This window comes from Nocardioides sp. (genome assembly GCF_029937575.1).
In the GTDB taxonomy this organism is placed as follows: domain Bacteria; phylum Actinomycetota; class Actinomycetes; order Propionibacteriales; family Nocardioidaceae; genus Nocardioides.
Window position 1 is genome coordinate 123,909 of record NZ_JAPYPS010000005.1, and the last position, 12,841, is coordinate 136,749.

Consider the following 12,841-nt stretch of genomic DNA (forward strand, 5'->3'; position numbering starts at 1 on the left):
TCCGCGCCAGGTCGACCCGAGGTGGCCCTGAGAATTGGACGGTTTCACCCCTGGATGGGGAATCGCCTGGCGTGGTGGACGGTTCAACCACCCATGCGCACCGCGACCGCCTATGCCACCCCGTCCGCCAAGGCCCCGTTCGAGAAGACCACCATCCAGCGTCGCGACCTCGGGCCGCGCGACGTCCTGATCAAGATCCACTTCGCCGGCATCTGCCACTCCGACATCCACACCGGTCGCAACGAGTGGGGCGAGGCCAACTTCCCCTTCGTGCCCGGTCACGAGATCGCCGGCACCGTCGAGGAGGTCGGCTCGGAGGTCGACAAGTACTCCGTCGACGACCGCGTCGGTGTCGGCTGCATGGTCGACTCCTGCCGCGAGTGCACGAGCTGCCTGGCCGGCCAGGAGCAGTACTGCCTCAAGGGCATGACCGGCACCTACGGCTCGATCGGTGCTGACGGCCGGCCCACCGACGGCGGCTACAGCTCCCACATCGTCGTCGACCAGGACTTCGTCGTCGGCATCCCCGAGGGCATCGACCTCGACAAGGCGGCACCGCTGCTGTGCGCCGGGATCACCGTCTTCTCGCCCCTCAAGCACTGGGGCGCCGGCCCCGGCTCCAAGGTCGCGGTCGTCGGCATGGGTGGGCTCGGGCACCTGGCCGTCAAGATCGCCCACGCCCTCGGCGCGGAGGTCACCGTCCTCTCGCAGAGCCTGTCCAAGCAGGAGGACGGCGCGAAGTTCGGCGCCGACCACTACCTCGCGACCAGCGACGACGCGACGTTCGAGGAGCTCGCCGGCTCCTTCGACCTGATCATCAACACGGTCTCCGCCTCTCTCCCGATGGGGAAGTTCCTCTCGCTCCTCTCGCTCGACGGCACCCTCGTCAGCGTCGGGGCACCCTCCGAGCCTCTCGAGGTGCCGGCGTTCGCGCTGATCGGCGGGCGCAAGAGCTGGGCGGGATCGATGATCGGCGGCATCGCCGAGACCCAGGAGATGCTCGACTTCTGCGCCGAGCACCACATCACCGCCGAGATCGAGCTGATCAGCGGTGACGACATCGGCGACCAGATCGACGCGGCCTGGGACCGGGTGGTCGACTCCGACGTCCGCTACCGCTTCGTCATCGACACGGGGAGCTTCGCCTGATGAGGACACGACTGCTCGGCTCCGCCGGGTCCACCGAGGTCGGCGCGATCGGCCTGGGCCTGATGACCTTCGACCAGAGCGGGAGCCAGCCGCGCGAGCAGCTGCTCGCAACCGTGCGGGCAGCCCTGGACGCCGGGGTGACGCTCTTCGACTCCGCCGACGCCTACGGGCCGGGTGAGGAGAAGGGCGTCGACGCCCAGGGCGAGAACGAGCGCCTGATCGCCGGCCTGCTCGACGAGCTCGGCGTGCGGGACCAGGTGCTGCTGGCCACCAAGGGCGGCCACGTGCGCACCGACGGTGGCGGCTGGGACGTCGACAGCTCCGCGGCCCACCTGCACCACGCCGTCGACGCCAGCCTCGGCCGACTCGGGGTGGAGCAGATCGCGCTGTGGCAGCACCATCGCCCCGACCCGAAGGTGCCCTATGCCGAGGTGATCGGCACCCTCAAGGAGATCGCCGACTCGGGCAAGGTCGCCCGCGTGGGCCTCTCCAACGCCGACCCGGAGCAGATCCGCGCGGCCCACCACGTGCTCGGCGACGCGCTGGTCAGCGTGCAGAACCAGTTCTCGCCCGCCTTCCGCAGCAGTGCCCCGGAGATCGAGGTCTGCGACGAGCTGGGCCTCGCCTTCCTGCCGTGGAGCCCGCTCGGCGGACTGGGCAGCGCCAAGGAGCTGGCCGAGAAGCACCCGGCCTTCGCGTCGGTCGCCGCGGCGCGCGGGGTCAGCGCCCAGCAGGTCGCCCTGGCCTGGGAGCTCGCCCAGTCGCCGTACGTCATCCCGATCCCGGGCGCCAAGCGGCCGGAGTCCATCACCGACTCGGCCGCCGCGGCCGAGATCGAGCTCACCGACGAGGAGCTGGCGGCGCTGGACGCGAGCTGACGACTTCCCCCCGGCAGCCCGACCGCCAGCCGCCCGCCTACCCGCCCAACCGCGCCGGCAGCACGCCGTACCCCCGCAGGATGCGGGTGTCTCGGCGCTGGGCACCCTGCAGCACCCGCAGGTCGGGGAAGGCGTCGAAGATCGCGCGCAGACCGACCTCACCCTCCATCCGGGCCAGCGCCGCGCCGAGGCAGTAGTGGCGCCCCGACGAGAAGGACACGTGGTCGCCGGCGTTCTCGCGGGCGACGTCGAAGGTGTGCGGGTCCGTGAACACCTCGGGGTCGCGGTTGGCACCGGCGAGCAGCGTCGTGACCAGCGCGCCGCGGGGCACCGAGACGCCGGCGAAGGTCGTGTCCTGCACGACCATCCGCCCCGTCAGCAGCACCGGCGGGTCGATGCGCAGCACCTCGTCGACCGCGTTGGGCCACAGCCCGGGGTCGGCCTGGAGCCGACGCAGCTGGGCCGGGTGCTCGTGGAGCAGGGCGATGCCGTTGCCCAACAGGTTGACGGTCGTCTCGAAGCCGGCCGCGAGCACGAGGCCGGCGGTCGCCCGCAGCTCGGCCTCGGTGAGCCCGACACCGTTCTCGTCGCGGGCGGTGACCAGCTGGCTGAGCAGGTCGTCGCCGGGATCACGTCGTACGGCGTCCAGGTGGTCACCCAGCCAGGCCTCGAACTCCGTCAGGGCACTCTCGACCCGGGAGAAGGTGCGCCAGTCGAGGCCGAGGTCGAGACTCGGTGCGGCGGCGCTGCCGAACTCCAGCACGCGTTGGTGGTCGGCCTTGGGGACGCCGAGGATCTCGGCGATCACGGTCAGCGGCAGCTGCGCGCAGTAGCGCTCCACCAGGTCGACGGGTGAGCCGGGGTCGAGGTCGGCGAGCAGCTCGGCGGCGATCTTCTCGGTGCGACCGCGCAGCCGCTCGACGGCCTTCACGCTGAAGACCCGCGTGACGAGCTTGCGGTAGCGGGTGTGGTCTGGCGGCTCGGTGACGAGCAGGGACGGAGGGGTCAACGGCCCCATGGGAGCGGAGCGGAAGGCCCAGGCGCCCAGGCCGGCCAGTGGTCCGTCCGGCGAGAAGTCGACCCCGGCGTGCACGTCGGGGCTGGTCAGGACCTCCTTGACCACCGGCTGCGACGCCGTGACGTAGGCGAAGCGAGAGCGGTGCATCTGCCCGGTGGCGCGGATCTCGTCGAAGAGGTCGACGGGCACGCTGTCGCTCTGGCTGGTCGCCTCGATCAGGCGCCCGTGGAGGTCGCCCCGGCGCGCGGAGCCGCGGATGGCCATCCGCGGCAGGGCGTGGCCCAGGCCCCACCGGGTGGTGCGGGCGACCCGCTGCTCGACGTGGTCACGAAGACTCATGCACCTCAGTATTGCGCCTCCGCCTGTCTCCGCAACGCCTCCGGCGGGCTTCGCCCGTCCCTCGGGGACCACCGGGACCGAACGCCCACCCTCCTCGGCGTGGCAAGGTGCGGGTACGCGCTGTGATGTGACGAACGTGTTACCTCGGTGAGATGCGGCTCCGAAAGGCTCCGCACTGAGTACCGTGCCCGGAACACCTAGCCGGCAGGCGTCCGCCCGAGGCGGACGGAGGGAGGGAGAAACGATGGCCGACCCGCAGGGCGACCAGCACGTCGTACCCGTCTTCTTCCTCTCCGACTCCACCGGGATCAGTGCGGAGACGATGGGCAACGCGCTGCTCATCCAGTTCCCCGACCAGGTCTTCGAGCGCACGGTCATCCCTTTCATCTCGACGCCCGAGGACGCCCGGCGCGTGGTCGAGATCCTCGACGAGGCGATGGACGGCCCGGTGCAGCCGCTGGCGTTCACCACCGCGGCCGAGGACAGCATCCGCAGCATCCTCGCCACGACCCGCGCGCCGCTGATCGACTTCTTCGACCTGCACATGAGCCGCGTGGAGTCGATCCTGGGTCAGCGCGGCATCCGCGAGGCCGCCCGGCTGCACGGCGTCGGCGACATCAAGCGCTACAACTCCCGGATGGCGGCGGTCGAGTTCACGATCGAGCACGACGACGGCCAGAGCCTGCGCGCGCTCGACAAGGCCGACGTGATCCTGCTCGCGCCCTCGCGCTGCGGCAAGACGCCGACCAGCATGTACCTCGCCCTCCAGCACGGCCTCTACGTAGCCAACTACCCGCTCGTGGAGGAGGACCTGGAGTCCTCCGAGCTGCCCCGGCCGGTGCGCGACTACCGCGAGCGGTGCTTCGGGATCACCACCACCGTGGAGCGGCTCAGCCGGATCCGCAACGAGCGGCGACCCGGGTCGTCCTACGCCGAGCCGTCGCAGTGCCGCTGGGAGCTGCGCCGGGCGACCGAGATCTTCGCCGCGCACCGGGTCCCGGTCATCGACTCCTCGGCCAAGTCGGTCGAGGAGATCTCGACGATGATCCTGCAGACCCTCAAGCGCAACGGCGGCATCCTCAGCCGCGAGGTCAGCAAGGCCCGCCACCGGCCCCCCGAGCACGCGCACGACCTGATGGCGTCCCGGCTCTCCGACCGGCGCATCGCGACAACCGAATCACCCACCGAGCAAGGCGAGGGAACATGAGCACAGCAGCTGAGCAGACCGGTCACACCAACGTTCGTTGGTTCTCCGACCTCGGGTTGGCCGACCTGGAGGAGGTCGGCGGCAAGAACTCGTCCCTCGGCGAGATGGTCTCCCACCTGAGCGGTCTGGGCGTGCGGGTGCCCGACGGCTTCGCCACGACGGCGGGTGCGTTCCACCGCTTCATCGGTGACACGGGTCTGGCCGAGCGGATCTCCGCTCTGCTCGACGGCCTCGACACCGACGACGTGCGGCGCCTGGCCGAGGTCGGCTCCGAGATCCGTACGGCGGTCATCGAGCAGCCGTTCCCCACCGACCTCGAGGCCGACATCCGTACGGCGTACGACCGTCTCGCAGGCGAGAGCGGCGACGAGGCGTCGTTCGCGGTCCGCTCCTCGGCCACCGCCGAGGACCTGCCGGACGCGTCCTTCGCCGGGCAGCAGGAGACCTTCCTCAACGTCCGCGGCGTCGACGCGGTGCTGCTCGCGGTGCGCGAGGTCTTCGCCTCCCTCTACAACGACCGCGCGATCGCCTACCGCGTCCACCACGGCTTCGCCCACGCCGACGTCGCGCTGTCGGCCGGGGTGCAGAAGATGGTCCGCTCCGACATCGGCGCCTCGGGCGTGATGTTCACGATGGACACCGAGTCCGGCTTCGACGACGCGGTCTTCATCACCTCGGCCTTCGGGCTCGGCGAGGGCGTCGTGCAGGGCGCGGTCAACCCGGACGAGTTCTACGTCTACAAGCCGGCGCTCAGGGCCAACCGCCCCGCGATCCTCAAGCGGGGCGTGGGTGGCAAGGCCACCAAGATGGTCTACACCTCCGACGCGCGGGTGGGGCACACGACCGAGTTCGTGCCGGTCGACGCGGCCGAGAGCCGCCTGCTCAGCCTCAGCGACGACGAGGTCACCGAGCTTGCTCGCCACGCCCTGGTCATCGAGGAGCACTACGGCCGCCCGATGGACATCGAGTGGGGCCGCGACGGTGTCGACGGGCAGCTCTACGTGCTGCAGGCCCGCCCCGAGACGGTGCAGTCGCGCCAGACCGGCGCGCAGGAGCGGTTCAAGATCGACAAGGCGGCCACCAAGGGGGCCGAGGTGCTCGTCGAAGGTCGCGCGATCGGGCAGAAGATCGGCGCCGGTGCCGTGCGCGTGCTGACCTCGATCGACCAGATGCACGAGTTCGTCGCGGGTGACGTCCTGGTGGCCGACATGACCGACCCCGACTGGGAGCCGATCATGAAGCGGGCCTCGGCGATCGTGACCAACCGCGGCGGGCGCACCTGCCACGCCGCGATCATCGCCCGCGAGCTCGGCATCCCCGCCGTCGTCGGCACCGGCTCGGCGACCAAGGACCTCAGCGACGGCCGCGAGGTCACGGTCTCCTGCGCCGAGGGCGACACCGGCCTGATCTACGAGGGCGTCCTCGACTTCTCCGTCGAGCGCACCGAGCTCGGCGAGATGCCCGACGTACCGGTGAAGATCATGATGAACGTCGGCACCCCCGAGCAGGCCTTCGCCTTCTCTCGGCTGCCGCACAAGGGGGTCGGGCTCGCGCGGCTGGAGTTCATCATCAACCGTCAGATCGGGATCCACCCCAAGGCGCTGCTCGACCTCGCCGCGGGCGGCGAGTCGGCGGCAGCGCTGCCGGCCGGCCTGCGCACCGAGATCGAGGACATCACCGCGGCCTACGCCGGTCCCCGCGACTTCTTCGTCAAGCGGGTCGCCGAGGGCGTCGCGATGATCGCGGCCGCCTTCGCGCCCGAACCGGTGATCGTGCGGATGAGTGACTTCAAGTCCAACGAGTACGCCAACCTCGTCGGCGGTGAGCACTACGAGCCCGACGAGGAGAACCCGATGATCGGCTACCGGGGTGCCTCGCGCTACCTCTCGGCCGACTTCGCGGAGTGCTTCGCGATGGAGTGCGAGGCGCTGCGCCACGTGCGCGACGAGATGGGGCTGACCAACGTCAAGGTGATGATCCCGTTCGTGCGGACGCTGCGCGAGGCCGAGGGCGTCATCGGTCTGCTCGCCGAGCACGGCCTCAAGCGCGGCGAGAACGACCTGCAGGTCGTGATGATGTGCGAGGTCCCGTCCAACGCGGTGATCGCCGAGCAGTTCCTCGAGCACTTCGACGGCTTCTCGATCGGCTCCAACGACATGACCCAGCTGACCCTGGGCCTCGACCGGGACTCGGCGCTGGTCGCCGAGGGCTTCGACGAGCGGGACCCGGCCGTGCTGCACATGCTCTCCGCGGCGATCACCGCCTGCAAGAAGCAGGGCAAGTACGTCGGCATCTGCGGCCAGGGGCCCTCCGACCACCCCGACCTCGCCGACTGGCTGCTCGAGCAGGGCATCGAGTCGATGTCCCTCAACCCCGACACCGTCGTGGAGACCTGGCTGCGCCTCGCCAAGGCCGCAGGACCGGCGACGTAGGAGCGGGGCCGTTGCCCGTCCCCGTGCGAACGGGAGCCAGTCACGTCATGACGTCGAGGAGGCGGGCGGCCCCGCGCACCCCACCCCGAAGCGCGCACACCGGTAGCGCACCAGGAACGCGTGCACGACCAGCGTGGTCTCGGCGTTCGTGGCCAGCTCGCCGAGATACTCGCGTCGGATGTCGAGTCGCGAGGCGACCAGGTCGATCTGGGCCCGCGCGACGCTGTCCGGGGTGCCCGCCCGGTGCTCGGCGTCGTAGGCGGTGAAGAAGCCGCCGGCCTGCCCGGGGCGGTAGAGCTCGCCGAGGTGCAGCGACGGCACGAGCCCGTCGGGCTGGACCTGCACCTCCAGCAGGTCGTCCACCACCGCGTCGGCGTAGCCGCGCGCGACGTCGTCGCCGTACGTGAAGCCGAGCTCGGTCTCGAGCAGCCCGAAGACCGCGGTGCGCAGGGTGGAGCTGTTGTCGGTGGTGCAGCTGCCCGGCAGACAGCTCCCGATCCCGACCTCGTCGCGGAACCGCTCCTCGAGCGCCGCGGCCACCGACGTGGGGGTCATCCCGAAGTGCTCGCCGTCGCTGAACCGGGCCTGCGGCGAGCCGTGGGCCGCGAGCACGTGCACGGCCTGCATCGTGGTCACCAGTGGGTCCTCGCGCGTCATGGCGATGTAGCCCCACGTCGGAAGGGAGCAGACCTTGGACTGGTAGGGGTAGTAGCGCGGGGAAGCGGGCAGCGCCGCGAGCGCTCCTGGCTGGCAGTCGGGATAGACGGCCGCGTCGTAGAAGTAGTCGTCCGCCCGCCCGGTCGAGGCTCCCCACAGCGGCGAGTACACGTCGCCGCCCGGGTCGTACGACGCGCGCTCGACGAGGTGCTGGAGGCGCTCCGCCCGCTCGGGTCGGCCTCGGTACCGGTAGAGCGAGGCGGCCAGCATCGCGACGTGCCGCACGGTGTAGCGCAGGCTGCGCAGCTCACCGAGCTGACCGGCGTCGAGCGGGACTGCTACCTGCCGGGTCGACCCGGAGTCCCACCGCGCAACGGCCAGGCTGCCGAGCCCGAGCTGCACGGGCACGTCGTCGCCACCGACTTGGGAGACCTCGAGCAGCCCTCCTGACGTGGCAGGGTCCCAACGCAGGACCACCAGGAGATCGCTCGCCCGGCCGTCCTCGAGAACGTAGTGGAACAGGTACGTCTCCCGCTCGCGGCTCTGCTCGCCGGACTCGATGCGCAGGCCGCCGTCGCCCGGTGACACCCAGGCGTCCAGCGTCGGGAAGTAGGCCACGAGCGGGAGTCCGACGTACTCCGAGACGATGGCCTCGTCGTCGGGCAGCGGTTGGTAGAGGCGGTCGATGTAGGCCTCGGCTGCTCGGATCGCCTGGTCCACGCGGTCGCGGTCGGGGGTGCCTGCCGCCACGGTGACGCGGTCGTCGTGCCGCCAGCCCAGCACGACGTGGGCGAGCATCGCCACCAGCAGGACCGTGGTGATCACCCGGATGGTCCATCGGATCGCGGCCCACCGCAGCAGGCGACGCAGGGTCGGGTCGAGCCGGTCGGCCGCGTCCCGGCTGCGCCCGGGGCTGATCTCCTCCATCATCGCTCGTCACCGTCCCGGGGTCAGGATCCGGCGGTCCGCGAAGGTCAGGACGACCAGGCCCACCAGCAGCGCGGACGTCCCGGCGACCAGAGTGCCCTGGCCGCCGTACACCATCAGGACGAGCGCCGCCTCGATGATCCCGAGCGTCGCCGCCGACGTCGCGAGCAGCAGGACGCGACCCCGGCCGTCGCCCGGGGCCGACAGCTTGAGGGCGAGCGCGACCAACGCGGGAAGGAGGTACGCCGCGGCGACGGCGCGCGGGTGTGCGACCTCCAGGCTCAGTCGCAGGACGGCATAGGCGGGGGCAGCGACGACGAAGCACGCCGCGTGCATCAGCGCCAGCTGGGCGCGTTGTACGTAGGTCTCGACGGCAAGATCGCGAGGTGCCCGCTCACGCTGTCCCGGTCCGACGTGCTCCGGGGCGGGGGTCATGGCGGAGCGACGACGTCGGTCCCGACGCCCTCGGGGCGTGCGACCAGCTCACCCCAACGCCACTGGAGCGAGCGGCCGAGGGCCTCGGCCGCGATGCCGATCGACATCTTCGACGACCCCGACGCCCGGTCGGTGAAGGCGATCGGGACCTCGACCACGCGCAGTCCGCGACGTTGCGCGCGCCAGGTGTTCTCGATCTGGAAGCAGTAGCCGTCGGACGTCGTGTCCGCAGCGCCGACGCGGAGCAACGCTTCGCGGGTGTAGGCCCGGAAGCCCGCGGTGGAGTCGGCCACGTGCAGGTCGAGCACGTGGCGCACCCACAGGTTGCCGAACCGGGAGAGCTGACGGCGAAGTGGCGACCAGTCGGCCACGGAACCGCCCGGGACGTAGCGCGAGCCGATCGCCAGGTCGGCGGCGGCCAGCGGGGTGTCGGGCGCGCCCGCCAGGGCGCCGATCAGCCGGGCAAGGCTCTCGGGTGGGTGCGAGAGGTCGGCATCCATCTGGGCGATCACGTCGTAGTCCCGGTCCAGTGCCCACCTGAAGCCGGCTCGGTACGCCGCCCCGAGGCCGTCCTTCGAGGCCCGCTCGAGCAGGTGGAGGCCAGAGGTCCGCGCTGCCCGTTCACGCACGAGGTGCGCCGTCCCGTCGGGGCTGGCGTCGTCGACGACGAGCACCTGCACGTCCGGTGCCGCGAGGTGCAGGCGGTCGAGGAGCTCGCCGATGTTGTCGGCCTCGTCGTAGGTCGGGACCACGACGAGCGCGCGGTTCTCCGGGTGGACGGCCATGGGGTCTCTCCTGGAAGGGCGCCGAGACGGCAACTGTCGACCGCTGGTCCCTGGAGTGCCCCCATGGCCGGACCTGGTCGTGACAGGAGGGTAGGGCGGTGCTGTGCCGCCGTCAGCGGATTTCAGAACGTCCCGAGAACGCGGTCGGCTCATGGGCGACCGACGGTGGGGGGACGTCGACGCGCTCAGCGCCCGACCCTGAGGGCGCTCAACGGGGCAGCTCGTCGGCCCTCGCCTCGACGGCGGTGGTTGGTGCCGTCAGCCGCCAGGCCTCGAAGGTCAGCTCGGCCAGCTCGTCGCGCTCGACGTGGTCCAGGTGGACCACCACCCACCCGAACGCGCCCATCGTGAACTGCACCTCGAAGACGTCGGGACGCTCCGCGACGAGCGCGAGCTGCTCGGCCAGGGTCTGCTTGAGCCCGACGGTGCGGGTCGGCTCCCACAGGTAGCCGAAGGTCTGGCCCGCCTTCCACGCGGTGTAGCGCTCGTGGTCGGTCCGGGTGACTCCGGGCAGCTGAGCGACCAGGTCGAGGAAGTCGGCGATGACGGACACGGGGGCATCATCTCGTCCCCGGCCGGTCCAGACCACTGGCCGTCCGCGACTAACGGATCGTCGGGCCTCTCGTTGAGGAGTCGGGTCACCACCCTTCTCGACTCCCCCGCCTCCCGGAAGAGACTTCACATGGTCAGCCTTGCCCCGAGGATGCTGCTGCGCGCCATGACGGCCACCGCCGTCGTCTGCGCCTCGGTCATCTCCGTGCCCGTCCTAGCCCAGATGACCGGGGCGAGTGCCGCCGGCGCCGGTCCGGTCACCCGGCTCGACGTACCCGCGGTCGTGGCGCCGCAGGTGGCGCCCGAGTCGCCGGGTCCGGTCGTCCAGCCGACCCTGGCCAGGCGGCTGCGCAACGCCGCGGCCGGGGCGCGGATCAACGTCATGGTCCAGGCCGACGGCGACCTGATGGCCGCCAAGCGCGCCGTCGCCCTCGCCGGCCTGAACCCCGGTGTCTCCCTGGACGACGTCGGGATCGTCACGGCGAGCGGTACGCCGGCGCAGGTGCGGCAGCTGGCGGAGATCGACGACGTGACCCGCCTCGACTGGTCGGACGAGAAGATCGCCTTCGACGGGACCAGCAGCCAGGAGGCCACGCGCGCCAGGCCCGTGCACGACGGCGCCTTCGACGTCGACGACGACGGGGTGCTCGATGCCTTCACCGGCAAGGGTCTCTCGGTGGCGATCGTCGACTCCGGCACCGACGGCACGCACCCGCTCTTCGCCGACGAGAACGGCGACTCCCGCGTCAAGAAGAACGTCAAGGTCCTGTGCCACGACATCATCGGTGACTTCACCGACTACGCGAGCGTCGACCAGTGCACGCTCGACGCGACAGTGCTCAACGACACCGACACCGTCTCCGTAGGCGGTCACGGCACGCACGTGGCCGGCATCGCCGCGGGCGGCATCGTCACCGACGCCGCGGGCCGCACCATCCGTGGCAGCGCCCCCGAGGCCGACATCGTCGCCGTCAGCACGGGCGCGACGCTGAGCATCATCAGCGGCACGACCGGCCTCTACTGGGTGCTCCAGCATCACGCCGATCCCTGCGGGGACGGCTCGTGCGCCCCGATCGTCGCGGTCAACAACTCCTGGGGCCCCGGCGGTGGCAGTGACTACCGCGCCGACGCGCCCAACGCCATCGTCGGCCGGGCCCTGGTCGACGCCGGTGTGACGGTCGTCTGGGCCGCCGGCAACGACGGCGGGGACGGCTCGGAGAGTGTCACCAACGGTCCGGGCGCGGACCCCCAGCCCGGCATCCTGATGGTTGCCAACTACGACGACCTCGGCACCGGCAGCCGGGACAACGCACTCGACTCCTCGTCCTCGCGCGGCCTCGACGGCGCACCGTTCACCTACCCAGACATCTCGGCCCCGGGCGCCAACATCACCTCCGCGTGCCGGCCCTACCTGCCGATCTGCGCGACGGGCCTGGACACCGCCGACCCGGACTACAACACCATCTCCGGGACCTCGATGGCCGCGCCGCACGTCGCCGGCTACGTCGCGGTGCTCCAGCAGATCGCCCTGGAGACCACCGGTGAGCTGTTGGAGCCCGGCGAGATCGAGACCCTGCTGGTCAACACCGCCCACCAGTACGGCGGCAACGACCGGACCTACACGCAGGACCCGCGCAACCCGGGCTCGACCACCGGTACGTCGTTCGACGCCGGTCACGGACTGGTCGACATGCTCAGTGCCGTCTCGACCCTGACCGGCCTGGACGCCCCGACGCTGGAGGAGCCCACCTGTCCCGCGGACGCGCGCTTCACCGACCCGGCCGGCGACGCCGGCGCCGTGCTCGGCACCGACACCCCGCTGCCGAGCGTCGACGCCCTCGACTTCACCGAGGCCTGGTTGACCACCGACGAGGCGACCAGCGACGTGACCTTCCACGTGCAGGTCACCGACCTCCCGACGCAGCCGGGCGGTGAGAGCGGCACCGGGGAGTACTTCGACCTCAACTTCACCCTCGGCGGCGGCAGCTACTACCTGACGGCCTCGCGCACGCTCGAGGACGGCGAGAGCGTCGTGCTCGGTGCCTTCGACGACACCGGTCGCTCGACGATCGCCTCCGGGCTGCCGGGTGTCTTCGATGCCGAGACCGACACGATCACCGCCACCCTGCCGGCCCAGGTGTGGACCGACAACGCGCTGCCCGGGACGGTCGCACCGGGCAACGTGATCGGCGGACTGAGCTTCGTCTCGCGGCGCTCCCTGGTGCTGCTGGTGCCCGACGCCGACACGGCTACCGGCGGCTGCTCGTACGTGATCGGTGCCAAGGTCGTCGATCCGGACCCGACCCCGACCCCGTCGCCGAGCCCGAGCCCGAGCCCCACGCCGAGCCCCTCGCCGTCCCCGGACCCGTCGCCGTCGCCGAGCCCCTCGCCGTCCCCGGACCCGTCGCCGTCGCCGAGCCCGTCGCCCTCGCCGTCCCCGGACCCGTCGCCGTCGCCGAGCC

At 71.3% G+C, this 12,841-nt stretch carries 10 protein-coding genes; 5 read left to right on the forward strand and 5 right to left on the reverse strand.

The features are described 5' to 3' along the window. The first annotated feature begins 93 nt into the window (after positions 1 to 93). Both Q1K33_RS03505 and Q1K33_RS03510 read left to right on the forward strand, forming a co-directional pair. Positions 94 to 1,149 carry an NAD(P)-dependent alcohol dehydrogenase gene (locus Q1K33_RS03505; RefSeq protein ID WP_300400633.1) on the forward strand — a complete coding sequence of 352 codons (1,056 nt, stop codon included), beginning with the start codon at positions 94 to 96 and terminating at the stop codon, positions 1,147 to 1,149. Further along, positions 1,149 to 2,027 (forward strand): aldo/keto reductase, encoded by an 879-nt coding sequence (locus Q1K33_RS03510; RefSeq protein WP_300400636.1) that lies wholly within the window; start codon positions 1,149 to 1,151, stop codon positions 2,025 to 2,027. The genes Q1K33_RS03505 and Q1K33_RS03510 overlap by 1 nt, the downstream gene beginning before the upstream one ends. A 37-nt stretch (positions 2,028 to 2,064) precedes the next feature. Here the strand turns inward: Q1K33_RS03510 and Q1K33_RS03515 are convergent, their stop codons facing one another. Next, positions 2,065 to 3,384, reverse strand: coding sequence for a cytochrome P450 (locus tag Q1K33_RS03515; RefSeq protein WP_300400638.1), 1,320 nt, complete (start codon positions 3,382 to 3,384; stop codon positions 2,065 to 2,067). Between the two features lie 244 nt (positions 3,385 to 3,628). Between Q1K33_RS03515 and Q1K33_RS03520 the strand changes: the two genes are divergently transcribed. Continuing rightward, positions 3,629 to 4,591, forward strand: a complete 963-nt coding sequence (locus tag Q1K33_RS03520) for a pyruvate, water dikinase regulatory protein (RefSeq protein WP_300400641.1) — start codon at positions 3,629 to 3,631, stop codon at positions 4,589 to 4,591. Then, positions 4,588 to 7,023 carry a phosphoenolpyruvate synthase gene (gene ppsA / locus Q1K33_RS03525; protein ID WP_300400643.1) on the forward strand — a complete coding sequence of 812 codons (2,436 nt, stop codon included), beginning with the start codon at positions 4,588 to 4,590 and terminating at the stop codon, positions 7,021 to 7,023. The genes Q1K33_RS03520 and ppsA overlap by 4 nt, the downstream gene beginning before the upstream one ends. 45 nt (positions 7,024 to 7,068) lie before the next feature. Here ppsA and Q1K33_RS03530 read toward each other — a convergent pair whose 3' ends face one another. The 4 genes from Q1K33_RS03530 to Q1K33_RS03545 form a co-directional block, all read right to left on the reverse strand. Further along, positions 7,069 to 8,610, reverse strand: coding sequence for a hypothetical protein (locus tag Q1K33_RS03530; RefSeq protein ID WP_300400645.1), 1,542 nt, complete (start codon positions 8,608 to 8,610; stop codon positions 7,069 to 7,071). Between the two features lie 6 nt (positions 8,611 to 8,616). Next, positions 8,617 to 9,042, reverse strand: a complete 426-nt coding sequence (locus Q1K33_RS03535) for a hypothetical protein (RefSeq protein ID WP_300400647.1) — start codon at positions 9,040 to 9,042, stop codon at positions 8,617 to 8,619. Then, a complete protein-coding gene (locus Q1K33_RS03540; protein WP_300400649.1) occupies positions 9,039 to 9,827 on the reverse strand; it encodes a polyprenol monophosphomannose synthase in 789 nt (262 codons plus the stop codon). The genes Q1K33_RS03535 and Q1K33_RS03540 overlap by 4 nt, the downstream gene beginning before the upstream one ends. Before the next feature lie 208 nt (positions 9,828 to 10,035). After that, a complete protein-coding gene (locus Q1K33_RS03545; RefSeq protein WP_300400651.1) occupies positions 10,036 to 10,380 on the reverse strand; it encodes an MmcQ/YjbR family DNA-binding protein in 345 nt (114 codons plus the stop codon). A 129-nt stretch (positions 10,381 to 10,509) separates the two neighbouring features. Between Q1K33_RS03545 and Q1K33_RS03550 the strand changes: the two genes are divergently transcribed. Then, positions 10,510 to 12,841: S8 family serine peptidase (locus tag Q1K33_RS03550; RefSeq protein ID WP_300400652.1), on the forward strand; the 2,332-nt coding region annotated here is incomplete at its 3' end.

Excerpts from the sequence above, each read along its gene's own strand:
- Q1K33_RS03505 (WP_300400633.1), top strand. The coding sequence starts at position 94 with ATGCGCACCGCGACCGCCTATGCCACCCCGTCCGCCAAGGCCCCGTTC.
- Q1K33_RS03510 (WP_300400636.1), top strand. The coding sequence starts at position 1,149 with ATGAGGACACGACTGCTCGGCTCCGCCGGGTCCACCGAGGTCGGCGCG.
- Q1K33_RS03515 (WP_300400638.1), bottom strand. The coding sequence starts at position 3,384 with ATGAGTCTTCGTGACCACGTCGAGCAGCGGGTCGCCCGCACCACCCGG.
- Q1K33_RS03520 (WP_300400641.1), top strand. The coding sequence starts at position 3,629 with ATGGCCGACCCGCAGGGCGACCAGCACGTCGTACCCGTCTTCTTCCTC.
- ppsA (WP_300400643.1), top strand. The coding sequence starts at position 4,588 with ATGAGCACAGCAGCTGAGCAGACCGGTCACACCAACGTTCGTTGGTTC.
- Q1K33_RS03530 (WP_300400645.1), bottom strand. The coding sequence starts at position 8,610 with ATGATGGAGGAGATCAGCCCCGGGCGCAGCCGGGACGCGGCCGACCGG.
- Q1K33_RS03535 (WP_300400647.1), bottom strand. The coding sequence starts at position 9,042 with ATGACCCCCGCCCCGGAGCACGTCGGACCGGGACAGCGTGAGCGGGCA.
- Q1K33_RS03540 (WP_300400649.1), bottom strand. The coding sequence starts at position 9,827 with ATGGCCGTCCACCCGGAGAACCGCGCGCTCGTCGTGGTCCCGACCTAC.